The organism is Paucibacter sp. M5-1 (assembly GCF_027498415.2).
Lineage (GTDB): Bacteria > Pseudomonadota > Gammaproteobacteria > Burkholderiales > Burkholderiaceae_C > Roseateles_E.
Genome location: NZ_JAPZLM020000001.1, coordinates 3005858 through 3032554, shown reverse-complemented (window position 1 = coordinate 3032554; position 26697 = coordinate 3005858). Strand labels below are relative to the sequence as shown.

Annotated in this window: 25 protein-coding genes and 1 tRNA gene; 17 read left to right on the top strand and 9 right to left on the bottom strand. The window is 63.7% G+C overall.

Annotation, left to right across the window (positions count from 1 at the left end):
* Positions 1-70: 70 nt before the first annotated feature.
* From rsmB to O5M90_RS14160, 11 genes are all read left to right on the top strand, one after another.
* Positions 71-1420: a 16S rRNA (cytosine(967)-C(5))-methyltransferase RsmB gene (gene rsmB, locus O5M90_RS14210; RefSeq protein WP_440402119.1), complete on the top strand. Its 1350-nt coding sequence runs from the start codon at positions 71-73 to the stop codon at positions 1418-1420.
* Between the two features lie 41 nt (positions 1421-1461).
* Entirely contained in the window at positions 1462-2046 is a 585-nt protein-coding gene (locus O5M90_RS14205; protein ID WP_269839259.1) for a DUF4390 domain-containing protein, read from the top strand.
* Positions 2043-4307, top strand: coding sequence for a sensor histidine kinase (locus O5M90_RS14200; protein ID WP_137942622.1), 2265 nt, complete (start codon positions 2043-2045; stop codon positions 4305-4307). Before O5M90_RS14205 ends, O5M90_RS14200 begins: the two co-directional genes overlap by 4 nt.
* Before the next feature lie 13 nt (positions 4308-4320).
* The gene (locus tag O5M90_RS14195; RefSeq protein WP_269839258.1) at positions 4321-5022 is read left to right on the top strand and encodes a response regulator; all 702 of its coding nucleotides are present in this window, start codon (positions 4321-4323) and stop codon (positions 5020-5022) included.
* 69 nt (positions 5023-5091) lie between these two features.
* A tRNA-Phe gene (locus O5M90_RS14190) sits at positions 5092-5167 on the top strand.
* Positions 5168-5350: 183 nt separating this feature from the next.
* Positions 5351-6691 (top strand): tyrosine-type recombinase/integrase, encoded by a 1341-nt coding sequence (locus tag O5M90_RS14185; RefSeq protein WP_269839257.1) that lies wholly within the window; start codon positions 5351-5353, stop codon positions 6689-6691.
* 193 nt (positions 6692-6884) lie between these two features.
* Entirely contained in the window at positions 6885-7520 is a 636-nt protein-coding gene (locus tag O5M90_RS14180; RefSeq protein ID WP_269839256.1) for a hypothetical protein, read from the top strand.
* A gap of 5 nt (positions 7521-7525) precedes the next feature.
* Positions 7526-8524, top strand: a complete 999-nt coding sequence (locus tag O5M90_RS14175; protein ID WP_269839255.1) for a relaxase/mobilization nuclease domain-containing protein — start codon at positions 7526-7528, stop codon at positions 8522-8524.
* A gap of 365 nt (positions 8525-8889) precedes the next feature.
* Positions 8890-10062 carry a hypothetical protein gene (locus O5M90_RS14170; RefSeq protein ID WP_269839254.1) on the top strand — a complete coding sequence of 391 codons (1173 nt, stop codon included), beginning with the start codon at positions 8890-8892 and terminating at the stop codon, positions 10060-10062.
* A 176-nt stretch (positions 10063-10238) separates the two neighbouring features.
* Positions 10239-11207, top strand: coding sequence for a hypothetical protein (locus O5M90_RS14165; protein WP_269839253.1), 969 nt, complete (start codon positions 10239-10241; stop codon positions 11205-11207).
* Between the two features lie 224 nt (positions 11208-11431).
* Positions 11432-12499 carry a hypothetical protein gene (locus O5M90_RS14160; protein ID WP_269839252.1) on the top strand — a complete coding sequence of 356 codons (1068 nt, stop codon included), beginning with the start codon at positions 11432-11434 and terminating at the stop codon, positions 12497-12499.
* A gap of 207 nt (positions 12500-12706) precedes the next feature.
* Here the strand turns inward: O5M90_RS14160 and O5M90_RS14155 are convergent, their stop codons facing one another.
* Entirely contained in the window at positions 12707-12961 is a 255-nt protein-coding gene (locus O5M90_RS14155; protein WP_269839251.1) for a helix-turn-helix domain-containing protein, read from the bottom strand.
* A gap of 151 nt (positions 12962-13112) precedes the next feature.
* On the opposite strand from O5M90_RS14155, the gene O5M90_RS14150 reads away from it, so the two are divergent.
* Genes O5M90_RS14150 through O5M90_RS14140 form a run of 3 tightly spaced genes read left to right on the top strand, consistent with a single transcriptional unit; the run spans position 13113 to position 15546 of the window.
* On the top strand, positions 13113-13931 hold the full coding sequence (locus O5M90_RS14150) for a transposase (protein WP_269839250.1): 819 nt from the start codon (positions 13113-13115) through the stop codon (positions 13929-13931).
* A gap of 17 nt (positions 13932-13948) precedes the next feature.
* The gene (locus tag O5M90_RS14145) at positions 13949-14437 is read left to right on the top strand and encodes an RNA polymerase sigma factor (RefSeq protein ID WP_269839249.1); all 489 of its coding nucleotides are present in this window, start codon (positions 13949-13951) and stop codon (positions 14435-14437) included.
* A complete protein-coding gene (locus tag O5M90_RS14140; RefSeq protein ID WP_269839248.1) occupies positions 14434-15546 on the top strand; it encodes a FecR family protein in 1113 nt (370 codons plus the stop codon). Before O5M90_RS14145 ends, O5M90_RS14140 begins: the two co-directional genes overlap by 4 nt.
* 210 nt (positions 15547-15756) lie before the next feature.
* On the opposite strand, the gene O5M90_RS14135 is transcribed toward O5M90_RS14140, so the two are convergent.
* The 7 genes from O5M90_RS14135 to O5M90_RS14105 form a co-directional block, all read right to left on the bottom strand.
* Positions 15757-16230, bottom strand: coding sequence for a hypothetical protein (locus O5M90_RS14135; RefSeq protein WP_269839247.1), 474 nt, complete (start codon positions 16228-16230; stop codon positions 15757-15759).
* Positions 16230-17024 carry a StbB family protein gene (stbB, locus tag O5M90_RS14130; RefSeq protein ID WP_269839246.1) on the bottom strand — a complete coding sequence of 265 codons (795 nt, stop codon included), beginning with the start codon at positions 17022-17024 and terminating at the stop codon, positions 16230-16232. Before stbB ends, O5M90_RS14135 begins: the two co-directional genes overlap by 1 nt.
* Positions 17021-17473, bottom strand: a complete 453-nt coding sequence (locus tag O5M90_RS14125) for a hypothetical protein (protein WP_269839245.1) — start codon at positions 17471-17473, stop codon at positions 17021-17023. Before O5M90_RS14125 ends, stbB begins: the two co-directional genes overlap by 4 nt.
* 427 nt (positions 17474-17900) lie before the next feature.
* Positions 17901-18812, bottom strand: a complete 912-nt coding sequence (locus O5M90_RS14120) for a hypothetical protein (protein WP_269839244.1) — start codon at positions 18810-18812, stop codon at positions 17901-17903.
* A 23-nt stretch (positions 18813-18835) separates the two neighbouring features.
* Positions 18836-21433 (bottom strand): S8 family peptidase, encoded by a 2598-nt coding sequence (locus O5M90_RS14115; RefSeq protein ID WP_269839243.1) that lies wholly within the window; start codon positions 21431-21433, stop codon positions 18836-18838.
* Entirely contained in the window at positions 21366-22346 is a 981-nt protein-coding gene (locus O5M90_RS14110) for an AAA family ATPase (protein ID WP_440402113.1), read from the bottom strand. The genes O5M90_RS14115 and O5M90_RS14110 overlap by 68 nt, the downstream gene beginning before the upstream one ends.
* 96 nt (positions 22347-22442) lie before the next feature.
* A complete protein-coding gene (locus tag O5M90_RS14105) occupies positions 22443-22838 on the bottom strand; it encodes a hypothetical protein (protein ID WP_269839241.1) in 396 nt (131 codons plus the stop codon).
* A gap of 207 nt (positions 22839-23045) precedes the next feature.
* Here O5M90_RS14105 and O5M90_RS14100 point away from each other — a divergent pair, with 207 nt between their 5' ends.
* Positions 23046-23231, top strand: a complete 186-nt coding sequence (locus O5M90_RS14100; RefSeq protein ID WP_269839240.1) for a hypothetical protein — start codon at positions 23046-23048, stop codon at positions 23229-23231.
* Between the two features lie 348 nt (positions 23232-23579).
* On the opposite strand, the gene O5M90_RS14095 is transcribed toward O5M90_RS14100, so the two are convergent.
* A complete protein-coding gene (locus tag O5M90_RS14095) occupies positions 23580-24383 on the bottom strand; it encodes a WYL domain-containing protein (protein ID WP_269839239.1) in 804 nt (267 codons plus the stop codon).
* A gap of 192 nt (positions 24384-24575) precedes the next feature.
* Between O5M90_RS14095 and O5M90_RS14090 the strand changes: the two genes are divergently transcribed.
* Both O5M90_RS14090 and O5M90_RS14085 read left to right on the top strand, forming a co-directional pair.
* Positions 24576-25931, top strand: coding sequence for a hypothetical protein (locus tag O5M90_RS14090; protein WP_269839238.1), 1356 nt, complete (start codon positions 24576-24578; stop codon positions 25929-25931).
* Positions 25928-26695: a hypothetical protein gene (locus O5M90_RS14085; RefSeq protein ID WP_269839237.1), complete on the top strand. Its 768-nt coding sequence runs from the start codon at positions 25928-25930 to the stop codon at positions 26693-26695. The genes O5M90_RS14090 and O5M90_RS14085 overlap by 4 nt, the downstream gene beginning before the upstream one ends.
* Positions 26696-26697: the final 2 nt, after the last annotated feature.

The window sequence follows — 26697 nt, the reverse complement described above, 5'->3', positions numbered from 1 at the left end:
CACCATTGTGTCCGGATTGCAAATTCCCTGCCGCCCCGGGGCGGCTGCGGGCTGCCCCTACACTGGGCGCGTGTCCTCTTCTTCCGCTTCCACCTCCCTGGCCCCGCCGCTGCAGCGGCTGCTGTTGCAGACGGCCGACGCCGTGCAGGCCGTGCGCGAGGGTCAGTCCTTGACCGCCGTGCTGGCGCGCTGCCCCCAGGAGCTGCGCCCCGGCACCCAGGCCCTGAGCTTTCATGTGCTGCGTCTGCTGGGCGCCGCCCAGGCGGCGCGTGCCCAGCTGGCCCCGAAGACGCCGCCGCCCAAGGTCGACAGCCTGCTGACCGTCGCGCTGGCCCTGCTGTGGCCCGCGGCCACGCCACCCTATGCCGATCACACGGTGGTGGACCAGGCCGTCAGCGCCGCGCGCAAGCGCGCCCCGGCCAGCGCCGGCTTCGTCAACGCGGTGCTGCGCCGCTTTCTGCGCGAGCGCGAGGCGGTGGTGCAGGCCGCGCAGCGCGAGCCGCAGGGCGAGTTCAACCACCCGCCCTGGTGGATAGAGCGGCTGCGCCAGGACTGGCCCGAGCACTGGCAGGCCGTGCTCAGAGCGAACAACGAACATCCGCCGATGAGCTTGCGGGTCAATGCCCGGCATGGCGACGCGGCCGCCTACCTGCAAAGGCTGGCCGCTGCCGGCATCGCCGCACGAGCGCTTGGGGCGCTGGCGCCCCAAGCCGTGGTGCTGGAGCGGGCCGTCCCTGTGACGGCGCTGCCGGGCTTTGCCGAGGGCGAGGTCTCGGTGCAGGACGCGGCGGCCCAGCTGGCCGCGCCGCTGGTGGTCCAGGCCTGGCAAGACCTGCCCCCCCTGGCCGCAGGCGCCCGGGTGCTGGACGCCTGCTCGGCCCCGGGCGGCAAAACCGCCCATCTGCTGGAATTGGCCGATCTGGAGCTGCTGGCCCTGGACACCGACCCGCAGCGCCTGGTCCGCGTCCAGGACAACCTGGACCGCCTGCACCAGCGCGCCAGTCTGAAGGCCGCGGACGCGCGCGATACCGCCGCCTGGTGGGACGGCCGGCCCTTCGACGCCATCCTGCTCGATGCGCCCTGCAGCGCCTCCGGCATCGTGCGGCGCCATCCCGATGTGCGCTGGCTGCGCCGGCCCGGTGATATCGCCCAGCTGGCCGCCATCCAGGCCGAGCTGCTGGAGGCGCTGTGGCCGACCTTGAAACCCGGCGGGCGGCTGGTCTATGCCACCTGTTCGATTTTCAAGGCCGAGGGGCAGGACCAGGTCGATGCATTTTTGCAACGCCATAGCGATGCGAGCCCGGTCCCGGTGCAGGGCTTCACGGGGCATCTGCTGCCCCTGGCCGACAATGGTCCGCAAGCGGGTGCGGGGGTCTCGGTGGTCGATGGCTTCTTCTACGCCTTGCTGATAAAGAACTGATTAGCCCCTTGCTCTTGCGCCTGCCGTTCTCCGCCGCCCCGTTGTCCGTCGCCCTGGCGCGAGCGGTGCTGCTGCGTCTGCTGCTGGCCCTGATGTTGCTGGCCGGGCTGGCGCCGGCCAGGGCCGACGGGGTGGAACTGGTGCAGCTGAGCACCGAGCGGGCCGAGGACGGCCTGCTGATGAGCTTCAGCACCCGCTTTGAGCTGCCGCGGCCGGTCGAGGACGCCTTGCTGAAGGGCGTGCCCATCTATTTCACCGCCGAGGCCTCGGTGCTGCGCTCGCGCTGGTACTGGCGCGATGAACGCGTCTCGCGGGTCTCGCGCAGCTGGCGCCTGGCCTGGCAGCCACTGACCCGCCAGTACCGCGTCAGCAACGGCGGCCTGCACCAGAGCTATGTCACCCTGCCCGAAGCCCTGGCCTCGCTGCGCGGCATTGCCGGCTGGCGGCTGGCCGAGGGCAAGGATCTGGAAGAGGGCAGCCGCTACTACCTGGAGTTCAGCTACCGGCTCGACACCAGCCAGCTGCCGCGGCCGATGCAGATCGGCCTGGGCTCGCCGCAGGGCTGGGCCCTGAGCGTCGAACGCAGCCTGGCGCTGAACCCCGATCTGACCAGCAACAAGCCATGACCCGCGCCGCGCGTTGGGCCTGGCTGGTCTCGCTGGTGGCCGTGACCGGCGCCAGCGGGGTGCTGGCCTTTTTGCTGTCGATCGGCGGCACCGCGCAGCGCGGCTTTTTCGAGCGCCACTATGTCTGGCTGTTCTGGCTCAACGCGGCGGTGGCAGCGGTGCTGGTGCTGGTCATCAGCGTGGCGGCGGTGCGCCTGGTGCTGCGGGTGCGGGCGGCCAAGTTCGGCAGCCGGCTGCTGCTGAAGCTGGCCGGCATCTTTGCGCTGGTGGGTGTGGTGCCGGGGCTGCTGATCTACACCGTGTCCTACCAGTTCGTGAACCGCAGCATCGAGAGCTGGTTCGATGTGCGGCTGGCCAGCGCGCTGGACGCCGGCCTGAACCTCGGGCGCGGCACGCTCGACGGCCTGGTCAACGAGCTGTCGAACAAGACCCGCGACGCCGCCGACCGCCTGACCGACACGCAAAGCCTGCAGCCGCTGGCGCTGGAGCGCATCCGCGAGCAGCTCTCGGCCCGCACCGTGGCCCTGGTGGGCAGCGGCGGGCAGATCCTGATGTCGGTGGGCGGCGACACCAGCGCGCTGGCGCCGGAGCGGCCCGGCGCGGTGCTGCTGCGGCAGGCGCGCGCCGCCGGGGTGATGAGCCAGCTCGAAGGCCTGGAGGACGAGGCCCAGGCCCTGCAGGGCAATGCCTTGCTGCGCGCGCTGGCCCTGCTGCCCAGCACCGAGATGAGCCTGGGCAGCGCCGACCGCTATCTGATGGTGGTGCAGCGCCTGCCCAGCCAGGTGCTGGCCAATGCCTTGGCGGTGCAGACCGCCAACAGCGAGTACCAGCAGCGCGCGCTGGAGCGCGACGGCCTGCGCCGCATGTATCTGGGCACGCTGACCCTGGTGCTGATACTGGCGGTGTTCGCGGCCCTGCTGCTGGCCGTGACCCTGGGCAATCAGCTGGCCCGGCCGCTGCTGCTGCTGGCCGACGGCATGCGGCAGGTCGCGCATGGCGATCTGTCGGCCAAGCCGGTGCTGTCCTCGCGCGACGAGCTGGGCGGCCTGACCCGCTCCTTTGCCGACATGACCGACCAGCTGGCCGACGCCCGCGCGCTGGTCGAGCGCAGCGTGGCCGACCTGGAGAGCGCGCGCACCAATCTGCAGACGATTCTGGACAATCTGACCGCCGGCGTGATCGTGTTCGACGCCCAGCAGCAGATCGACACCGTCAACCCCGGCGCCACCCGCATCCTGCGCCTGCCGCTGTCGGCCTATCGCGGCCGGCGGCTCGAAGAGGTGCCGCAGCTGGAGGCTTTTGCCCAGTCGGTCTGGCAGCGCTTCGAGCAGCTCAGCGACGCGCCCGAGGCCGGCGAGCGCGGCCATTGGCAGGACGCCTTCGAGTTGCAGCTGCAGTCCGGCCAGGACACGCTGACCCTGCTGGTGCGCGGCGCGCAGCTGCCGCTGGACGGCCGGCTGATGGTGTTCGATGACATCTCCGAGGTGGTCTCCGCCCAGCGCTCGGCCGCCTGGAGCGAGGTCGCGCGGCGCCTGGCCCACGAGATCAAGAACCCGCTGACGCCGATCCAGCTCTCGGCCGAGCGCTTGCAGCACAAGCTCGAAGCCAAGCTCGAAGGGGCCGACCAGGCCATGCTGGTGCGCTCGGTCGCCACTATCGTCAACCAGGTGCAGGCGATGAAGCAGCTGGTCAACGAGTTTCGCGACTATGCCCGCCTGCCCTCGGCCAAGCTCAGCGCGCTGGACCTGAATGCGCTGGTGTCCGAGGTGCTGATGCTGTATGCCCCGGCCCAGGAGGCCGGCCGGCTGCAGGCCGAGCTGGCCAGCGAGCCGCCGCTGATCGAGGGCGACGCGACCCAGCTGCGCCAGGTCATCCACAATCTGGTGCAGAACGCGCTGGACGCCGTCAGCGACAAGCCCGACGGCCATGTACTGGTGCGCACGCAGAAGGCCTTCAACGAGGCCGGCGAGCTGCGCGCGCTGCGCCTGCAAGTGACCGACAACGGCCCCGGCTTTGCCGAGAAGGTGCTCAAGCGCGCTTTCGAGCCTTATGTCACGACCAAGACCAAGGGCACCGGCCTGGGCCTGGCCGTGGTGAAGAAAATCGCCGACGAGCACGGCGCGCGCATCCGCCTGGCCAACCTTCATTTGCAGGGCGACCAGGCTCAGGCGCTGATCGGCGCTCAAGTTTCGTTATCATTTTCAAAACTCGCGACTGCACCCAGCCCGGCCGAACCCGGCGATGCGCACAGGGCCGCGTGAACAGTAGGCATACATGGCAACCATTCTTGTAGTTGACGACGAACTGGGCATACGAGCCCTGCTGTCCGAAATCCTGACCGACGAAGGTCACACGATCGAGCTCGCCGAGAACGCCGCGCAGGCCCGCGCCGTGCGCGAACGGATGCGGCCCGATCTGGTGCTGCTGGACATCTGGATGCCCGATGTCGACGGCATCACCCTGCTCAAGGAGTGGGGCAGTGCCGGACAGCTGTCGATGCCGGTGATCATGATGAGCGGCCACGGCACGATAGACACGGCGGTCGAAGCCACCAAGGTCGGCGCGATCGCCTTCCTCGAAAAACCGATCACCTTGCAGAAGCTGCTGCGCGCCGTCGAGCAGGCCCTGGTCAAGACCGCGCCGCGCGCCGCGCCGGTGGTCGGCGTGCCCAGCAGCTATGCCCGCAGCGAGCTGCTGAGCCCGAGCGTCCACACGGCACCCACTCTCAGCGCCCCGCCTATGGTCAGCCTGCCGAGCAGCGGCCTGGCCTCCGAGCAGGTGTTCGAGCTGGACCGCCCGCTGCGTGAGGCCCGCGACGCCTTCGAGAAAAGCTATTTCGAGTTCCATCTCGCCAAGGAAAGCGGCTCGATGACCCGCGTCGCCGAAAAGACCGGCCTGGAGCGCACCCACCTCTACCGCAAGCTCAAGCAGCTCGGTGTGGATCTGACGCGCAACAAGCGCGGTGGCGGCCTGTAATTTCTATGCTATAGTCGCGGTCTTCGCTGATTCGGCAGACCTGTCGATGAAGCGAGAAACAAGACAGATGGCCTGGTAGCTCAGTTGGTAGAGCAGCGGATTGAAAATCCGCGTGTCGGTGGTTCGATTCCGCCCCAGGCCACCATCCCCCTCTTTTCGGTCGATCCCGAGAGATTCCAAGAAAGCTAAAAGCCCTTGCTCATCAAGGACTTAGCCTGAAAAAGGCGGCTCAGGAAGTCTCAAGCGATCCCTCCACGTCTCGTCGTTGCGTGTACCCATCGAGTACCCCAGACTGCTTTTCTAACCGCAGTCATGTTTTGGGTACACCATGGGGCAACTCAACGACCTCCTGATCAAGTCCGCTAAGCCTCGCGACAAGGAATACTTGCTCGCTGATGGCGAGGGCCTCTACCTTCGTATTCGCCCGACCAGCAAGGTCTGGGTCTACCGTTACAGGGAAGCGGGCAAGGAGGCCAAGCTCAGCCTCGGCCCCTATCCGGCCCTCCCGCTTGCCGCCGCCCGCAAAATGGCACGGGCCGAAGCCGAGATGCGCGCAGCAGGCGTGGACCCTCGGCTGGTGCGCCGCGAAGAGGCTGAACGCAATCGCCTTGCGCGCCTCAATACCTTCGAGCTGACAGCACGCGCCTGGATTGCCCAAGCTCACAAAGACCGTCAATGGTCGGCGGGGTATGCCGAGAAGGTGACGCGGCATCTGGAGCTGCACATCTTCCCGTGGATTGGGAGCAGAGCCATGGACACGGTCGCGCCGACCGAGCTTGTACGGTGCCTGCACCGCATCAAGGATCGTGGCCACCTGGAGACCGCGCAGCGGGTGCGGGAGGCCGTCGTGCACGTCTACCAGTACGCGGTCGACTTGGGCGTGCTGGAACCGGCCCGGAACTTTGTGAACAGCCGCACCGGGGGACTTCCCGCACCTCGCAGTCGCCACTACGCGGCCATCACCGATCCTGACGAGTTGGCGCGACTGCTGCGCGATATCGCGGCCTACCGGGGCAACGTCATTACCCGTGCCGCCTTGCGGCTGGCACCGATGCTGTTTCAGCGTCCCGGTCAGCTACGCCTGGCGCATTGGGAGGACATCGACCTCGAAGGGAAGCTGTGGCGTTGCCCGCCCGAGAAGATGAAGATGCGGGAGTGGCAGAAGCGCGATTCCCGCACACCTGCCCATCTGGTGCCCTTGCCCACGCAGGCGCTCGAAGTCTTGCGCGATCTCTTGCCGCTGACCGGACCCACCGGTCCGGTGTTCCGCAGCATGGCGAAGCGTACGGAGGCGACGCGCTACATGAGCGACAACACCATCAACGCGGCCTTGCGCAATCTCGGGTACGACACGAAGGAGCAGATGACGGGGCACGGATTCCGGGCCACCGCGCGGACGCTGATCCGCGAACTGCTGGGCTGGGATCGGGAGGTGATCGAGCGCCATCTGGCCCACGTGTCGGATGAGGAGCTTGGTGGCAGCTATGACCGCGCCACGCATCTTGAGCAGCGCCGTCAGATGGTTCAGATGTGGGCTGATCTGCTGGACGACTTGGCGGCCGGCAAAACCGTCCAGCCGGCGCAGACGCATCGCTTCCAGGTGAGGCGTCAGGCGCGACTCAAGGCTGATGCTGCAGGTGTGGCGCGCGCAGAGAAGTCACGGCACTGAGTCGCCCGGCGCGTGTGGATGCCGGTTGGCATTGTTTTCGCTGGTGGCCGTCGGCACGCGGATCCGATCCACGCTCTCAGTTCGAGCGCAGCTGTTTGGCGCTTATCGGTTCGTCACTGCTGGGCTGCGCACACGCTGATTTTTAGCAAAAATCAGCGCGCGCCAAGCGCCGAACCCGACGCAAACTTGTGTCATGAGAACCGCCACTTTCGTCCGCCAGCCGCGCGCCCATGCATCACGCAGCGGCAGCAGCCGTCGCGAGCGGCTGACCATCGATTTCCGTCGGCATGGCCCGGCATTGACCGCCATTGCACGCTCGCGCCGCGTGAGCGCGGCTGCGCTGGCCAGATCCGTCCTTGGCGAGTGGCTGGACTCACAGTCTGTTGACGCTTTCGGTGCGATGGACACGGCGCTGGCCGTATCGGTTGCGCAGCATGGAGACGCCCCATTCGCCAAGGTGACCTTGCGCATGCCGGCCGATCGGGCGGCCAAGCTGGCCCGCGCAGCGCGAGCGGCCGAGTTGTCGCAGGGGATGTATGTCGCGCAGCTCCTGGATACGCGGTCAGTGGAAGATCCTCTGCATGCCAGCCCTAGGGAGCTTGTGTCGTCGCTGGTGCGATCCAATGCGAAGCTGGCGGCCTTGAACAGCGGTTTGAAGACCCTGGGGCGCGCACTGGAACAGTCCTCGTCCCCTGAGCTGGCGGGCCTCGAAACTCTGGTGGCAAGGCTGACCGCAGAGGTGGGTCAGTACCTGGCCTCGGCCGCGCCCCAGATGGCGGCAATGCCAACGTCATGGCGTCGGTCGGTTCGCAAGCCAGATGGAGAGTGAACGACATGGCGCCCCCGACCTCATCCTCGGTGATCGACGGTGTGCTGGTGCAATGGGGCGAGCGCTTGTTCTATCCCGGCAACCGCATCGTCAAGGTGGAGCCGCCGCGCTTGAATACCTTGTGGCGTCGCCAGGCTGCAGTCATCCGTCGGCGCATCGAGGCTACCGTGACCCGGCGGGCGCCGCAGGTCATGGTCAAGGTCACCGGTGGCGGGCGCGGTATGGGCGCCATCGCAGCCCACTTCCGCTACATCAGCAAGAACGGACAGCTGGCCTTCGAGGACGAACGGGGTGTTGTTCGTCAGGACAAGGAGGCGCTGCACGACCTGGCCGAGCAGTGGCGCTTGGGCGGCTCCCTGATCGAGGCGACCAGCCCGCGCAGGGAAGCTTTCAACCTGATGCTGTCGATGCCACGCGGCACCAATGCGCAGATCGTCCTTATGGCCGCCCGGGAGTTCGCCCAGATCGAGCTGAAGGACCACTTTTATGTGATGGTGCTGCACGAGCACCAGAAGAACCCGCACGTTCATCTGAGCGTGCGGGCCGAGTCCATGGGTGGTCGGCGGCTGAATCCGCGCAAGCCCGATCTGCATCGCTGGCGCGAGACCTTCGCGGAGCGGCTGCGCGGCTATGGGATCGAGGCTGAGGCCACGCGCCAGGCCGCCCGAGGGGAGGGGCGCCGCTACGAGCACCTATGGCAACGCAAGGCACGGGAGGCTGGACGGCTGCGCAGTTCCCCCGAACCAATGAAATCAGGCGGGGCGTACCAGCGCAGCCGCATGGGCGCGCTGCGGGCATGGGTTCACATCGTGGCCGCGCTCATGGCCTCAGATCAGCCCAGTGATCGCGAGCTGGCGGAGCGCATCACCAGCTTCATTCGGGAATCGGCCTTCGCGAGGGAGCACGGCCGAAAGTGGGAGCGCGAGGTGCCGGCGCATGCGCGTGGACGCGATGTTGAGCCGGTCATCCGGAGAGACCGGCAGGGGCCTGATATCGAGCGGTGATCGGAGAGCTGGTGTGCCGCCGCTGATTCGCTGCCATGATCGGCTACCACTATGCAGCGGGAGCCGTCGGTCGCGGTCGCTGTGCGTCCGGCTTGTCATGAGCGCTGAGCGGTCATCCGAGCGTCGACGAATCCACCTGGGCCCGGGGCTGATTCCAGAGGAGGAGTTGAGGCTAGCGCCACGTGCCTGGACGGCGATGATCCGAGTGGACTTCATCCGGCTCTGCCTCGCCTTTCCTAAGCCATATCTCAATGAGCTAGCGAGCGCGCCAACAGCAAAAGTTGACGACAGGGTCGAACGATGCCGGCGACCAAGCAGGTACAACGATGGTTTCGCCACTGTCTACGGCGAGTACGAGACACCGAATGGAAGATTTTGAGATTTATCAGCTGGCAGGGCAGGTCCTAGGAACCCTCACTCGGGAGCTGAACGATGGCATCTACGCGAAGCTCGGCGGGGAGCTGTCTATCGGTTGGCGTGAGGGTAGGAAGTTTGGTGCCTACGCTTCTTCTTCCGCTGATCCCGCCGCACCCATTCGGCACAGCATCACTATTTATTACGAGCTCGTGCGGCAAGTTTGGAGGGACGCTGAAGGCCTGTGCGAGTTTTTGCGAAGCATCCCCGAAGGTACGGACGTTGACAGGCTCTACGACTTCTACGGCAACCGGGAGAAACTCCCGACGTGTTTTGAGGAAGGCGAGCATGTGAAGAACATCTTCGTCGCCGCCATCACCTGGGTTTTCTTCCATGAGCTTGGTCATCTGATGCAAGAGCATGGGGTCATCCGCGCAGAGTTCGGCTCGACTGCCGAAGGCCCCGGGCTTGCTGCAGACATTCAGGACTTCGAGGCGTCTGGTGACGACGTTCTTGTAGGCCGAGAGGCGGTTGTTTCGCACGCCACGGAACTGGCAGCAGACTTCGAGGCAATGAACTTCTACGTTGTCGAGCTGATCCGACATGTCAGTGATCCGACGTTCGTTCCCGTTGAGGCTCGAACAGAGGTTTTAGCGGGACTGGTGTACCTCATGTTGTGCGGCCTCTCGCTCGTGTTTTTCCGCTTCAACGGAGCTAAGCCCCTTGCACCCAGTGCGGTTGTTGAGGGCTCGCATCCGAATCCGTTAACTCGCCTGGAGATCAACCTGCCTCAGATCCACGAGAACTTGGATAGCAAGCTGATGCGGGCGATTTGTAGCCACGAAATGGATCGAAAGGGGCTCGTCATGCTTGGTGGCAAGGCTGCCCTGTCAGCTACTCTGTACTGGACGATGACGACGACTGAGTCTAGGCAGTTCGATGATCGATTCATGCTCAGAGGAATACTCACCAATCCAACCGTTTTGGAGTACCTCCAGCCCATCGTCGCCTGCTGGGATGAGATGCTTCCTAGGGTCTTGGAATTGCGCAGGTTTGGGGCGCCTACCGGCGTGATGACGTTTACAAATGCCTTCAGGCATCGGATCGCTGAGGTAATTCCATGGGGACAGGGTTCTGAGGGGGCTAGTCAAGCCGGCGTGGCCTCGACGAGCTTGCGACCCTGATCAGCCCGCTTTGCCGGGAGTCCCGAGACTGCGAAGCGATTCGCGCTGAGCGTAGGTCTCCGCAGCAAAGTCGATGAAGGCAACGGCAGACGCTACCGCCAGTCGAGCCCAAGGCGATTCAGTGAATCGTCACGGGTCATTTGGATAGGAGCTGCGCTAGAAATCGTGGCAGCAATATGAGCAAGCCATACTGCTGCGATTCCACCAAATTCCTCGATATGACTGAGCCCACTGTAAGTCGCATCAAGTTCGCATACTTCCATCCAACCTGGGATGCGGAGCAAAGCCCTTGGACCGATCTTTTGAAGTCGGCAAAAAGCGTTGCACCTCAGGACTACTCCAGTGACATGCGGGGGCGGTTGTACTGCCCAGGTTGCCGTCAGCCGTTGGTCCGGACACCAGAAGCGAAGGCGGTCTTCTCCAATGGCCGCAAGGCTTGCTTTTCGCATTTTCCGACGTCCCCGCCTATTCCATGTGAGTTGCGATCCACGAAGCCGGAAGGGATGCTCTTCACCACCGAAGAGGAAGCCAGGCAAGCGATAGCCAGCAACGAACTGGTTGTGATTTCTGCATTCTTGAACGAACCGGCCGTGCCGATCGTGCCTGCGGGACCATACGATCAAACGCCAGTAGAAGACGTTGCGGGGCCGCTGTCTGACTTGCCTATTTCGAGACATTCGGGCCAGACGTTTCGGCTGCCATCGAAGCTTTCGACGATTGAGGCCCTGTGCCGGCGCTTTGACGCCAACCTGTACCGGTACTTTGTCTTCCCAGGATCGAAGTCGGCCGTCCGCCTCATCGACGCGCTCAGGGATGTTCGGACTGTGGTGGAACACACTGAGTCGGAGGCGTTGTACTTCGGACAGATCATGGACTCATTTGTTGCAGGGCAAGTTGCTAGACCAACGCATCTACGGATGACCAAGCTTGCATGCAATGGGGCAGTGAAAGACTTCTACGTCAAAGTCGTAGATCGTGTGCAGGCACAGAAGGGTATCTCGAACGATTCGAAGGGCCGGTACGTTATCTTCTGGGGAAAGATTGGGGTCAATGGAATCGGTTTGTGTGCCGAGCGCTTGGCCTGGGGCGAATTTGCCCTGCTGCCTCAGAAGTACGAGGACTTTCTACCAAGTATTCGGCCTTAGACCAGCCTTGACCAGTCCGACCCGGTAGGCAACCACAACACACAGCACCTAGATTGTGCGGAAGAGGGTTTTGGCGACCACGGGCGCCACTATTCACCGCCCACGCCCACGCCCACGCCCCGAATCGGAGCGCGGGCAGCAGTCTGCGGTGGTCGTCTTGGCCCCATTTCTCTTTGATGATGTGCGTGGGGCCGCCTACACAACACCCAACAGAGGGAGCAACCTTGAATAGTCCGACCGAAGCTGAGTTCATTGACCACTGGCGTGAGATGCGCCCCAACGTCATTGACGGTTTCATCAAGTTAAAGCTTGTCCATGCCGAAGGGACGTCATTGCTCGTTCCGGACCTGCTTGCGGCCGACCTTGGTGGGATGCGCTGGTTTCAGCCCAAGTTCTTCTATGCCCCACAACTGTCGTTTTGGGAGGGCTATGCAGCAGCCAACATTGGCATCGAGGTCAGCGGCGGCCCCTTGGTGAACGTCACCTTCACCTCGGGCGGATTCGTGGCATCTCTGAGCGATTCATCTCAGGTGTACCGTTGCATGATTTCCGCCCCGGGCGACCTCGCGCGGAGTGCTGACGGAACGTGCTCACTTGAACCAAGCGGCGATTTCCGGCTAGACATCTTTCATCACACCACCGACCAGGCTGCGGAGGCGATACAGGCTTCTGGCCACTTTCGCGGGTCTAACTGGAACGTGCAAGGCACTCGCGAACTGAAGAACGTCGCTTACGCATACTTCACCGGCCTCCGACGCATTACCTCAGAGCAAGACCTGGCCAAGATTGCAATGGCGTCAACTGGCTTTATCGGTCTTTTGAAGACGAACGCGGCGTCGAGAAAAGAGGCCATCTCTCTCAAGGTGTATCGCCAATCGACTTTGGACCGAACGGCCACTGTGCCCATCTCGGTGCCGGCGAGCTTGGTTGCCTCGCAGCACGTATATCTGCATGCCGCTAGAGGGCAGGCCGTCTACTACGAGGCCTGCAATCCCGACATCTATCGGGTAGGGCTGCAGCCAGGGAAGGTCGCGCCGTTCACGGGCGGCGTGTTGAATGTGCCAGAGGCGGATAGGAAGCGCTTCGAGTACATGGTGCTCGGCGACGCAGATACCGCCGCTGGGCTAATTGCTCCGTTTGACGAGGAAGAGACGAAGTCGCTTCTTCACATCGAGGCATGCACTCAACAGTCCATCTTCGACTTCTGGCACTCTCATCCAAACAGCGACCAAGTTGCCGGTCGTGCTCCAGAGTTGTTTATGTTCAAAGACAGAGGCCAAGCGGAAATCTGACCCAGTTTTGGTCTGTCGCGCCGCAAGCTCTGCGCGGTGATCGGCACTTAGGGACACAGCAAGAGCTCAACTCGCGAAGGCAATCAATGACTGCCATGTGCCCGCTTACCGACATTCGGCGGCAGATTTCGACCGTCGGCAGCCAGCCTTGAACAGTCGTACGCATAGCGCTTGGCATATGGAAACTGGCCTAGACGCCGATGCGCGCTACTCAGTACTCGGACTCGGGCGTAGTAGGCAGTAGGTTTCGACGCCAAGCACGGTGGCCAGCTTCTCAATGTTGTCTAGGGAAATGTTCCGTGCGCCGCGCTCAACATGAGCAACGAACGTGCGATGGAGCCCCGCTTCCAAGGCTAGATCTTCCTGGGACCAACCCCGCTCTCTACGCATCAGGACAAGGTTGCCCGCGAGGTGTTCGCGCGCGCTCCTTTTGTGAGCGTTTGAGACATTGGTTGAGGGCATCGGCGAAGTCTTTCGCTTTGATGCTTTTAAGTCAGCCGCGTTTGAGTCACAATTTGACTTGCTTCTGCATGAAGCATCGCGACATCGTCGCCAACGCGGCTCGGTCTCGTGCATGAGGCGGGTAAGAAGCAATCGACTTGTGGGAGACGCTATGACCAAACTGACTGGCCTCCAGAAAGAGAAGATGGACCCACTCGCTCAGCTGAAGATGGCTCACCTGCTGGCGCTTTGCGGGGATTACTTCAGCACTCACTTCGAAGAGCGGCAGGTCCAGGTGCTCTCGGTCAATGGACCCTCGCGCGACCTAACGGTGACCTGGGCGGTAGGCGTGCTGCCGGACGGCGACTGGGAAGCGCTGGGCGCCTGGCCCGGGGCCGCTGTGGGCCGGGAATTCTGGCGGGGTGTCTGGGCGGACCTTGACTCCCGGGGTGTCGACAAGATCTCGCTGGTGTGTGTGTCGGATCTTGATGCTTGCGCCCTGTGCTCTGGGGCGAAGGTGCTGCCAACCTTTCAGCAGGTTCTGGGTCAGAGGTATGCGCCTGTTGCTTCTGATGTCGGCGTGCTCCGCGCCGATGCTCGGCGTGCCGTCCGCGAAGCTTCGGGCGTTCGTGCGGCGCGCATCGCACTGGAGCGCCTGCTGGCTGGCTCTGTGTTTGGCAGGGCGGCGGTGTTGTCACCAGACTGGTCCGAGGTACTTGATGGACTTCGGCCGTTCTATGCGCTTCGTCCGCATCGCCGAGCCTTGGTGCGCGCGGGCGACGATTACATGGAGCAGTTAGGCCATGCCTTGCGCCGGGCCGTGGCTCGCCATGGTCCCTTTGCTGATCTCGCGTCTGCGGTGTCGTTCGTCGCCCAGACCCTGTCTCGGGAAGAGCAGCGGCTCAAGTTCTCCAAGCTGTCGAAGGTGGTGCGGCCTCGGTTGCGCCTTGTCGGTTCTAGTTCGGCCGGCTTTGTGGAGCCCGGCCTTTGACCCTGGGAGGGTTCACCATGAAGAAGCATCTACCCCCGGTCTTCGCACGCGTCCGAAGCGCCCTGCGGCGGCGCGGCAGCTCGACTCAGGATTCCGAAGACATCGTCCAGGAAGCCTGGGTGCGGCTGGCCTGCTACGAGCGAGAGCGGGAGGCGGTGATCGATCCCGAACCCTTCATGATGCGCATTGCGTTGAACCTGTCGATCGATGCGCACCGCATGCGGGTCCATCACGGCGAGGAGGTGCTGGCTGAGGAAGTCGTGCTGGCCGACACGGCACCGAGCGTCGAGGCCGTGGTGCTGGGGCGTGAACGCCTGGCGCGGCTGCACTATTGCTTGGGGCGCCTGACCGAGAAAAGCCGGGACATCTTCCTGGCCCACCGCCTGGACGGTCTGACCTACCGGGAGATCGCTGATCAGCACGGCTTGAGCATCAGCACGGTGGAGAAGCACATCGCCAAGGCTACGATGCAGCTCATCACCGGGATGCAGGACTGGCGAACGTGAATGGCGCAGAGGGGCGGGACGGGCAGAACGAAGGACAGGGGGCCGAGCCCGTTGTGACGCGAGAGATCGCGGCCGAGGCGGCGGTCTGGATCGCGCGGCTGCACGGGCCGGATCGATCAAATTACATGGAACGCAAATGCCGAGCCTGGCAGGCGCGCTCAGCAGCGCACCGGCTGGCCTTCGAGCGCGGTACGGATCTGTGGATGGAGGCTGCGGGCGTCGACCGGGTCGCTGTTGCCCGGGCAGCGGCTGCCAGCATGCCTGAGGGCCGGGGTGGGGAAGGGCAGGGCGCCAGCCCCGCGCATGCCGGCACCAGGGGCTGGGCCTGGCCGCGCCCCGGGGCGCTTGCCCTGTCGCTCACAGCGACGGCCCTCGTGGTCGGTGTGCTGGTGGGCCAGCCCTGGCGCGACATCGATAGCTACGACACCGGCATCGGCGAGCAGCGCTTGGTGATCCTGAAGGATGGGACCCGGATGTCGTTGAACACCTCGACCCGGGTGAAGGTGGAACTCGACCAGACCCAGCGCCGCGTGCGCGTGGAAGGCGGAGAGGCGTTCTTCGAGGTGGCCAAGGATGCGAGCCGACCCTTTGTCGTGCAGGCCGCCGGTACGGAAGTCACCGCCACCGGGACGGCCTTCGTGGTGCGGCTGACACCGCCAGGTGCAGGTGCGCATGAGGCGCTTGACGTCACGCTGGTAGAAGGCCAGGTGGTGGTGCGCGAGGCCGAGAGACGCGTTGCAGCCGCCAAGATCGTGCCGCCCATCGTGATGGCGGCCGGCGAGCGGCTGCGCGTGCGAGGCGATCAAGGCACGAGTGGCGGCGTCACGGCTGCACCCGCACAGCCGCAGCGTGATCGGCCGCGCATGGACCAGGTGCTGGCCTGGAAGCGCGGCGAAGCGGTCTTCGACAACGCGTCGCTGCCGGAGGCGCTGGACGAGATGAACCGCTACAGTGCGATGCCCATCGTGGGGGACCCCAGCCTGGCGGCGCTGCGGATCAGCGGCCTGTTCAAGACCGGCGACAGTGCTGGCTTTGCGCAGGCGGTGGCCAAATTGCACGACTTGCGGGTTCGAGAACTTCCGGATCGACTGGAGTTGCTGCCGAGGTAGTCCAGGCGGCCCGTCCCCGTGCCAGGGGAGCGCGGGCCTCATCCTTCCCGCTGGCGCGGCAAGGGCCCGCTTGCCGAACTGGCTTGCCAGATCGGCACCCCTGGCACCCGCCACGCCCGAAGCCGGGCCGCCTGGGTGCTGATCGCCACGGCTCGACCGGCGCGCCATGCCTGCGTGCGTGTGACGCCGGCCGCAGAGTCGCCGGGGCATTCAGCGCCCCAGCCATTGCACCAGGAGCGTGAGCATGGAAGCCAGGCCGGCGACCGACGCATGCGTTGCCCAGGGGATCCAGCGCTCGGCGCGCTGCTGGGTCAGCCCTTGGAGGAGGGCCTGCAGGTCTTGCAGGACGACCTGCTGCTCCTTCACGGTGGCGCCGATCTGGCCCTGGAAGGCCTGCTGCGCCGCCGCAGCCAGGGCTCCGTACAGCTGTACCCCCACCTGCCTCGAGGAGGCTTGCAAGTGGGTCTGCAGATCCTGCACGGCCTGGTTCTTGGCGCGCTCCGAGATGGCGGCCAAACGGGCTTCGAAGCCGGCCAGGGTCTGGTGCAGCTGGGCGTCGCTTTTGCGCAAGGCATGGCCGGTCTTCAGCATCTCCGGTGCCAAGGCTTCGACCTGGTTGATCAGCCGAGCCACCTCGCCAATGGCCTCGATGATCAGCGCCTCGCGGGCGGTGGACGTACTCATCAAGCCCTCCGTCTTGTTGCAGCGGACGCGGCGTCCGAGCGAGGCCGGCGAGAGGCGAACAGATCTACCTGGTCGCTGGGTGCCTGTTGGCCCAACTCCACGAGTTCCAGCGCAGCGAAGCAGGCGTCAAGCTCCGGGACGACGCCCTGGGCGAGTCGCTGGGTGGCGAGCTTTTGCACCAGGGCCATTTGCTCGGCCGTGCTGTCGGCACTGACGATCGCGGCCTTGTAGTCGGTGGGGTCGGCGGCCAGCTCGATCAGGGAGCAGTCGGTGCCCCGCACCCGCGCATACACCTCGTTGTAGGGCAGGCAGGCGGCCAGGCGTGGCTGCACGACACCTGAGGCGGCGCAGTAGGCGAGCAGGGTCTCGAAGACGCGCTCGACCGGCTCATCGTCCTCCAGCCGGTTGAAAACCAGCCGCAGCCGCTCAGGGGGCACGCCGATGCGGGCCAGCTCCGCCAGCGTCGCGGCGGTGTCCTGTTGCTGTTTGCGGTCGGGCACCGTGGGCACGATGAAGGCGTCGAAGTCGGTGTGGCTGCCGTGGTAGCGGCGCATCACGCCCAGCAGCTCCTCGACATTGCTGGCGCCGACATCGACGACCAGGTCGGGCACCGTCAGCAGGGCGTCCTGCAGTTGGGCGAACTGACGGCCCCGGATCGTGATCGAGGGGCTGTCCTGGGCGTTGATGCTCTCGACGGCGATGAGCTGGCAGCCGGGGATGCGTGCGGCCAGAAGGTGGCGGGCGACGGTGCTCTTGCCGACGTTGCCCGAGAAGTTGATGACAGCGAGTTTCATGGGATGTCCTTGTGGGGATGCAGCAGGCGGCTGGGGTGGGCGGTGAAGAAGGCTTCGGCGGCGGCGCGGGTGTGCTCGACGAGCGGTGCGGCCGGCATGCCTTCATCTGGCGGCGGGGTCCCAGGCGGTGCGCGTGGGAGTGGTGCCACCTGAGAAGGCCGCAGGGGCGAGCCGGCCGCTGATGGCGAGGGCGAAGAAGGCGAGGGCACCGCGTCGGCGTGCGCCACCGGCGTGCGCTGCGGAGGCGCGGGGATCTGGGGTGGGCGTTGCCGCAGCCGGCGCACCTCGCGGCGCAGGGCGCTGGTGCTCACCAAGACGCCGACATCGGCCAGCGCTTCCCGGATCGCCTCGTAGGTGTAGCCAGCGCCGCGAAGCCGGGCGATGTCGGCGCTGTAGCGGGCGGCTTTACGGTCGGTGCGACCGGGCGGGCGTTTGGGTTGCAGTTCCACGGCAGGGCTCGCGAGGGTGGTGCAACAAACTTAGGCGCGGGTGGGATGCGCTCGCGTGCTGATTTTTACGATTAATCAGCGGCTTTGCGGCGGCTGTACGTCCGCTGTGAGGCGGGTCAGCGGCGAGGGCGTCGGCTTTGCGGCGGATAGGCTCTCGGTTCCCGTCGGCTCGGTCGCCTTGCGGGTGCCTAGGGGGCGGCTATGCGTCGTCTTTGCGGCGGGAAAACGCCTCTGAGCCCGAATCAACGTTTCACAAGAGACACCTAGTGCAGGATAGGCGGGGCGCCTGCATTTGGATGCCTGTCTGCCGAGTTCTCTGTATCAACTGCTGCCCGGAAACTTCAAGGAATGCTGATCTGTAGAGAAGGAGTCAGCCGTCTAATTGCAGGGCTCCAGCAGTGTCGCCACATGTGTGCAGGAGGAACTTCTACTTGGCGCGGCTGGACGCCTTTGCCGGCAATGGCGCAGCATCAGAGAACGGAGAGACGCCGAACACCATGTAGTTGAAGTCCGGCGTGTTCGCGGGATCACCCACCGGGTGGAGCGCCATGCCGTCGGCGTTCCACTTGTACTTGCTCCAATCCCAGCCGTTGGCGTCATCGGTCTGGACGACGACATAGGAACCATGGCGCAAGCGCGCCGAGGTGGCGCTGCCAGCGAAGTCCAGGCCGAGAACGAACTCGTGGACTTGCTTGTTGGACTTACGCTTGATGACGTTAGTGACTAACGATGTCGCTAAGACGGTGAGCGGCTTCAGGGCGGGCTGTGCTGTATGCAGCAGAGTGAGGCCGCTCTTGAAGGCTGGAGAATCCAGCGTCGCGAGCACCGCATCATCTATAGTGTTCATTACGTTGACGGTGCGGCCTTTGAATGAGATCCCGTCGGGGCCGACGTACAGTCCCATAAAGATGGGTGCACCTGCGATGCTCGGACTCGAATTGTCTCGCGCCTGGAATCGGAGTGCGAAGGACAGCTCCTCAGTCTCGCCCAAAGCCTGGTTCTTGCCGGCGAACTCGCACAGGATCGTGTGGACGCCCGAGCCCGGATAGTTGGCGACGAAGAACTTGTCGAGGGTCATCTTGATGCGCTTTCCGATCAAGGACTCGTCAGCTTGTACGGCCGAGATGCCGATGACATCCTGGGCGCCGTTGCCCGGAGGGATGAATCCGATGACCATGCCCGTCTGGGCATAGCAGCGGTCGAAGTAGCCTGCAGCCTGGCCGCCTGCGCCGCCGATGAAGTATTGCGCTTCGTCCTCGTCACCGATTTCGATGAGGTAGGCTGCGATCTGTTCCGGCGAATGCGAGCCGAGGGAGTCTTCGCGATAGAAGTCAGGCATGGGATCTCGATCTCCGAACTGGCCTATGTGTTGACACGCGTACGGGCCTTGCCACGGACCTGCTCTTCGACTTCTGCATAGAGCTGGCTGCGCTGGCGTTGGCCGACTTCAAGCGTAATGGCGAGTGCGTACGGCACGTCCAGTTTTTCAAAGCCCACCTTAGCCATTGCCTGCACGCCGATCACGATTCGCCCCTCCTCATTCTCGACCAAGTTATTGCCCTCCAGCACCATGTGAACGAGCGTGCCCCGATGGGCGGTGGCGGCGTTAGGTTGGGATTTGCGCTTGACGCCTTCCCAAAACTTGGTGGTCTTGGCCGCGTCAGTGAGGCGCAGGGTCACTCCGCGATGGTCTGAAGTCGTATGGATCGTGGGGCACGACCACGACAGAGTGATCGTGCACTTCCGCAGATCCTTGGTATTGAGCAGGGTGGGTGGCACGGGCAAGACGTACTCGTGCCGCTGCTCGGCGTGAATCTTGTCCTCGGCCAAAAGGGTGATCCGGTTGGAGCCGCCGCTGACGACGCGGGACACGTCGAGCTGGCCGTACCCAAGGAAGCGGGTGATCGTGTCCTTTCGCGCCATGTGCAAGGACGACTTTCGTGGAGGGTACGCCTTCCCGAGCACCTCCCCGATCGTTCCCCATGATGCGCCATGGGCAAGCATCGTCCGCAGCATCACCGCGCGCGTGTCCAGCTTGTGCCAGTCGAGCTTGTCCGCTTCGAAGACCTCATCCAGCGCATCCGCAACGAAGTGTGCCGCCCGAGTGACCAGGGCGGCGGCATTGCTGGTACCGGCTGTCCGCATGCGCCGATCCAATTGACCCGTTTTGGAAGGCGCAGCGACTTCCTGGCCGTAGTGCGTGCTTGCCTTGGGGTGAACGTCGATGCCGTTCTTCCCGTTGGCAACGCCGGCTACGAAGCGGCCGCCCTTCTCCAGGACGTCCGGCTTCACGCTCCGGTTGACGCCGAGACCCAGCCCCGAGGCCAAGTTGCACATGGCGTAGCTGGGGTAAGGATCCGGCGGCGCAGCATGACTGAGGTGCGCGTCGTCTGCGTGTGCCGCCCCCACGGTCAACACGTTGATACCTTCCGCAGGGCTGAGGATGCTGCGTGTGCCCTTGGCCATCTCGACGGCGATCAGCATTGCGGCTTCTCGATCGTCTTCCGTTGCGCCGTTGTAGGCCGCAAGATCCTTGTACTCGCTGAGCGGGAAGGACGAGAAAATGTTGCCGGCGCTGACGACGAACAGCAGCTTGTGCTCGTGGCTGAAGTAATCCAGCAACGTCGCCCATGGCGACGGCCGGCGCACAAACGGTGCGAAGTCGTCGCAGATCGAATGGTTGATGACGACGACTTTGCTCAGAACGTGGCCGGGATGTTTCCGGGCTAGGATGATCTGTGTCAGCGCCCGATAGATGACCCCGATCGGAAGTTTTCCTGCTGGCGTGGTCTCGCGCCGTGCCGGATCCGGTGCCACTAGGACAGGCAACACCGCGAGCGGCCGATTTAGCGGCGCTGTGGCCGGTGACTGCAGGTCGCCGTGGACGATCAACGAGGCCATGGCGGTGCCGTGGAGGCGGCCTGCTGCCGGCGAGTTTGTGCCCTTCACCTCGAGCTCGAAGAGCCTCAGCCGGTCTGCAAGCAGGACGTGCTGGTCGATGGGGTAGCCGTCGAGCAGCACCGCGATGCAGTCACGATCGAACGAAGGCGCCGGCAAGGCGGCGTTGGAGCCAGCTTCACCGGGCTCGATCTGAGACTCGTAGGACGATTGCGGCCGAATCGTCATCACGTCGTCGTTCTTGGCCAGTGCGCCCCGGCCTTCTGCAAGTTGCCGGGCGACATCGCCTGGGACGCGGATCAGGGCGCCTTGATAGCGGATCTCCTCGATGTCGACCGAATCGAGCAGCTCGCCGCCAACCTCCTCCAGCATCGCCTGCAGGGTCTCCATGGACTCGTCGCGTCGCTCGCCTTCGTCCCGGTACCACAGGTCGAGCTCGACGAGGACACCTTTCTGCTTCTTGTCCTCGAGCATGGTCTCGACATAGCGAACCATCGACGGGTCCAAGCGGTCCTCGATGGACCAGACGTGAAGGTTGTGGAGATAGCCGAACAGCTTCCAGAGTTCCCGCTCGCCTTTATCCCGCGGTTCTACGCCCTTTTCATAGCGCTTCCAGCGCGCGAGGAGCTGCTGCAGTGCACGCTCCGTGGGCATCGTGAGGTACAGGCGCTTAGCGGGCATATCCTCGGTAGGGCGCTTCTTGTCTTCGCCGTCTTCCGACTCGTCCTCGTCCTGTTCCAGCGTCGCGTCGGTAACCACTTCTTCCGTGGCCAGCCACTCCAGGCCGAGGGCCTTGGCGGCAAGATTGAACAGTGGGACGTCGTCCACGAGCTCGAATACGAGGCACCGTTCCGGAACGACGGCTCTCGGGTCTTCCGCGACGGTCACGTCCGCTGCGTACGTCGCAAGGCTCTGCTCTGCCTTGACGAAGAAGCCGCCCAGGCGCTGAGCCTGCCGGCTGTAAGGGATTCTCGAAGGGTGCCAGGGTGGCCGCTTAGCCTTGATCCGCTCTCCGGTTGTTTTTACGCGCTTTAGCCGGACTATTGGGTGTTCCGTTGCCAATCGCTTGCTCCCTACCGATTGTTACTGATGCAAGAATATTACCCCGCTTCATGACGAGGTTAATGGCGTCGGCAGGGCTCAACTTGCCCCGTGATAACACTACCTTTCGGCGCACATCCAGCGTGAAGGCCTCGACGGCGGCCATGCTCTCACCCTTCATGTAGTCGGCGAACTGCTTCGCGGTGATGCCTGCAGGCCCCTTCAGGCTGGCTGCAAAGGTTTTGAACCAGTCCATGAGCTGCGCAGGGCCTGGTTTGCCGATCTCGAGTTTTAGCTCGAACCGGCGCCACACCGCGCGATCAAGCAGTTCGGGGTGGTTCGTGGCGCACACGATCACCGTGTGGCTGGGCAGGCGGTCCATCTGCACGAGCAGTGACGACACCACGCGCTTGATTTCGCCCGTTTCCTGCGCATCACTGCGCTCCTTACCGACGGCTTCGAACTCGTCGAAGAACAGGACGCAGGGATTCTGGGTGGCGTACTCGATCAGCCGACGAAGGCGGTTGGATGTCTCGCCTAGGAAGCTGTCTACTATGGCGTCATAGCGCAGTGAGAGCATGGGCAGCGACAACTCCGTCGCCAGCGCCTCTGCCAGGCTTGTCTTGCCGTTGCCGGGGGGGCCGAGCAGCAGGACCGTGTGACGCGGCTCCAAGGAGTGCGAGCGCAGCAGGGCTGACTGGGAGTACTCGTCGATGAACTCCTTGACGGCCTCGACGACGTCCGGGGCCAGCACAAGCTCGGATAGGCGGCGTTGAGGGGAGATCGAATAGACGAGCTCGGCGATGCGTTCCGGCAGATCGGCATCCGCAGTCTGCGGTTTGGCTCGAGCGCGCGATGGCGCCTCCAGCCCTGGCAGAGTCGCCTGAGCTGCCTTTGCAGAACTGCGCTTGGACTCAGCAATGATGGCCTTCATCGTTTGCTGCAGCGCTTGCCGATCACGGTCTCCTCGAGTCATCGCCATATCTTCCACCTTCCCTCTTGCCGTCCGGTGTCAGCACCAGAGAGCTTTTCAAATCTTTCCCGCCAACTGAGCTTCGTACGCGTCCACCAGTCTCAGGACGCTCTCGCAAGCACTCCTGATTTGCCGCAGCTCTCGCTCAGCTAGCACGTCACCACGGATCAATTGGCGAACACCTGTCGCCGAGTCGGCAGAAACTGCAACGGCTGTTGCGGTTTCCGTGGCGCGTTCGCGCAGTGCAGCGCGGAATCTGGCTTTTGTATCGGCGCGCGCCTTGCCCAGCTTTATGAACCGAGAAAGCACACTGTGCTCAACATCAAGCTCAGCCGCAGCCGCGCGAACACTAAGCATTCGCTCGGAGACGTAGCGCTTCAATTGATCCTGCAGTACAGGATCGAAGTCGCACTTTGGCATGCCGTTCGACCTCAGTAATTGTAGATTGCGCATAGTGTATACGCCACAAGTGCAACTGCAACGGTGTTGCTCTTGTGGCGCGAATTTCGGGTAGCAATTGCCGCATTGGACAGCGATGCTGGCAGGTTACTCGCTCGCCACGTGAGCCTATGGTCTCTCCGGGGGCTCCGTTCGAGGGGTTTCCACAGCTGCAGCAACGACAAGCGCGTCTATCGGCTTTACCTCCAGGCGCAGTTGGCGGTGCGCGAGCGCAAGAAGCTCAGGCGTGCGGCCAGCGAGCATGTGCTGCTCACGGTGGCAACCCGCGTCAGTGAAGCGTGGAGCATAGACTTCGTTTCTAACAGCCTGGCCAACGGCCGGCGCAACAAATGCCTGACCGTGGCCGACGTTTTCACGCACGAGTGCGTGAACATTGCGGTGGACTAAGGCATCTCACAGTGGCCGTTCACAAGCTTCTGTAGCGGGACGCGTCCAATGGAGCCGCTGCGAACTTCTTCGCAAGTCACGATTCGGCACTCTCAGGGTCTCAGTTGGGTTGGGTGCCGCGCTACCGAATTTGTCGACATGGTGCGCCCGGCTGGGATCGAACCAGCAACCCCTGCCTTCGACTGCGGCAGTAGTTGTCATGCCAAAGAAGCAGAATCCTGCCTTCGTGCAAAGAGGAAGGCGGTGGTTCCGCTGCCGAGCCATATCTGCAGGAAGGTGTAAGGACGCCATGGGCGTCACGCTCTCGCACCTGTCGCGGGAAAGGCATGAAACCGACGCAGATTGCAGCTATGACGCAATCGCCCCGACGCTGAACAAGTCGCTGAGGCTCTCGGCGTTCTCCAGGTACAGCTGGAACTGCGGTGGGTAATCTCGGCCAAGGTCGGTGGCCAGCCTCAGATCCTGAACGACATAGCTCGCAAGCGCCTTGCGCACGCGCAGGTTCATAGACGACTTTCCAGCGAAATACTCTCGGTACAGGAGCCGCCGGTGGTCGTCACCGAACGCCGGGTGCGCCACCACCTTCAGGTTGATGAACCTGTTCCAGTCGGCATCGTGCCGGCGGGTCTTCGGCGCCGGCTCATCGAGCGTCGAATAGGACAACACTCGCCCAAGTGCAAAGTCGCGGAAATCTTTGCGCAGGTCGCACCAGGCCCTCACATGCCAACGCCGTGGCGCGCGGACCAGGCTGTGCGGGAAGATTGAGCGCTGAACTCCGCTCGGGTTATTCATAGAGCCGTAGCTGATCTGCAGGCCAGTGCCATTGCGACTGGCATTCAGCAGGTCAGCAAACAACCGAGGATTCTCACTCAATAGCGCGGGGCGCGCGTCAATGATGAGATCTGAGCCCGGCAAGCTTGGTGGCGCGCCAGCCAACAACCGCAGATAGTCGTCGGCAGACGTCGGTGGAACTTCGTCGTCGAACCTGGCCGATGGCTTGACTGGTGCTCGGGGTGTCGCTCGGGAGAGCGCGCTACCGCGTTCAGCCATGTACGTCGCAAGCAGTCGACTGGACTGAACCGCCTGGACGCCGAACACCTCTCGGATGCGCGCATTCGAGAGTTCACCCTCCCAGCGGACGAGGACATCCATGTCCCTGATGCGCTGGGAGACGTCTTCCTGGCTGCTTGTGGCGTTGGAGGGTGGCACGCGAGTGATTATTCATGGAAGATAACTGTTGAAGTATACAGTGCGGGAATTCCATAGAGTCAAGAATGCAGCTGTTATCTTTGTTGATATGTTATCGTTTTAGATAACTAAAAATGAAACAGGGATAATCTTCCAATGAACTGCCTTCCATTGCTGAGGCTGAGTGCGCGGCTGATCGATCTTCACGATGCGCTGCGCGAGCCCGGCAATCCGCCCGCCTACACACAGGAAGAGCGCTCAGGCTGGCGTGATGGGCGCTACTTGGATCTGGCTGCTCTGGTGCTCGAAGTCCTTCGTGGATTCGCCCATGACTCCGGCAACGCGTTCACTGGGTTTGACGCGGTGTTGCTTTCGGTGCGCGAGATCAGCCCACAGGTCGACCCCGACGACCTGCGCTACGTCCTCAATGTCCTCTCTCGGCCGACGGAGCTGTGGGCGATTGATCGTACAGATGGGAAGATGGATCTGGTCAGCGAAAAACAGACCAACCTTGTGGAGCGGACCTACTACGCCGACGACTATCGGCTCACGCCCACAGGCCGCGACGCGATCAGCGTTTCCACCAATATCACTGACTTCGCCTACGCAGAGGGCGACGCGCTCAAGCTGCTGAGGGCCATCGAAACCGGAGATTTTGATGTGGTGCCTTCGTTCTCCGACGGGCTGCTGGACACGATCCGGTACGCCAGCGTCGAACTCCGGCAGGAAATCGAGCGAGGACAGGTCGACCAGGACTCCGAGGTGTTCAAGGTCAAGATGCCTCGGTTTCGGGACGTGATCCAGAAGACTTCCGAACTGCTCCGCCAGGCTGAAGCACGGCTGAAATCTTGGCGCGCGCCCACCAACGATGAGCTCGATGAGACGCTGTCAGTGGATGTTTACGACCTTGAGCACCAGGTCCTGCGCGTCTATCAAGCGCTGGAATCGTTCGGTCGCGATCTGTCGGAGTTGACGCGGATTGCCGCCAAGCGGCGTGCATCTGCCGTCGCGCCAATGGACTTCCTCGAGGCTGCAATCAACTTGGTCAAGCGACCGCCCTCCGACCGTCAACTCGCGCTGCTGTTCCGGCAGTTCGGGCCATTGAGGCTCAACGGAGCGTTCCCTTCGCCCATTGACGTCAAGGGGAAGGTCCGGGTCGCTGGCGCGAAGGAAGAGATCGTACCGAGGTTCGACACCGCCATCGGCATTACTGAGACCGTCGACCAGCGGTTGCAGTTCCTGAACGAGTACGCGGATGCGATCCGGTCTCGCCTCGCAACAGGGCCACTGCCGCTATCAGAGGCGTTGGACAGGGGCTGGTGCGTGCTGAACGGTCGGCTTGAGCTGGCCGAGCTGCTCGGCGTGTACATGTCGCCGTGGGCACTGGACGAGAGCGAGCCGATCGAGATCAGGATTCCGCAGGCGGTGATCAGCCGCAGTGACCCTGTAGTGGGCGAACTGATCTATTCGGATCTCGAGTTGGCGCGACCGGAGAGGAACGCATCATCATGAACAGGATTGAGATGGGTCGGGTGCTTGGGTTCCTGCTGCAACATCGCCGCATGGAGACCATGCCGCGTGGCAAGGGGCGCCCCGATGAGCGCGAGCTGGCCAGGCTGCTGGACCACGCAGACCTGGAGGCACGGACCGAGCTGGAGGGGTTGTTGCAGGGCATGGGTTTCGAGCTGGCGTCCTTCGACGATTTCCAGACGCAAGGCCTGGCGGCCGGCGGCAGGGTGTTCTTGTTGCCGCGTCGCCTGGATCAGGCGAGCGCACTGTTCAGCGAACGGTGTATCGACGAGGGCATGCAGCTCAAGAACGAGACGATCACCACAAGGCGGATTTGGTTCACCCAGCTCTGGTTCGTGCTGTTTTATCTGTTCTACACCCGCCGCAACCGGGTTTCGACCGAGGTGAGCCGCTACGTGGAAACCAGTTTCACGCGCGCCGATCTGGTCCAGTCCATGCATGAGTACATCAACGACCTCGTTCGCAAGCTGGGCCAAGACACCCTTCAAGGCGATGCGGTCTACAACTGCCTGATTGCCGAGAGCGGCGCGCAGGTGGCGAAGTATGCGGACCGGTTCCTCAACCTGATGGTTGATGGGGCCCAAGTCGACGACCTTGGCGCCGATCGCTACCGGCAATCTCTGCTGGGCGCGCTGGAGATGAAGAACAACCACCTGCAAGGCCTGGAGCCATGGATCCAAGCCACTGGCCCGCTCGAGGCTGGTCGCGAACTCCTGGCCCATCCATCCGATTCCGCAGAGTCCTGAGA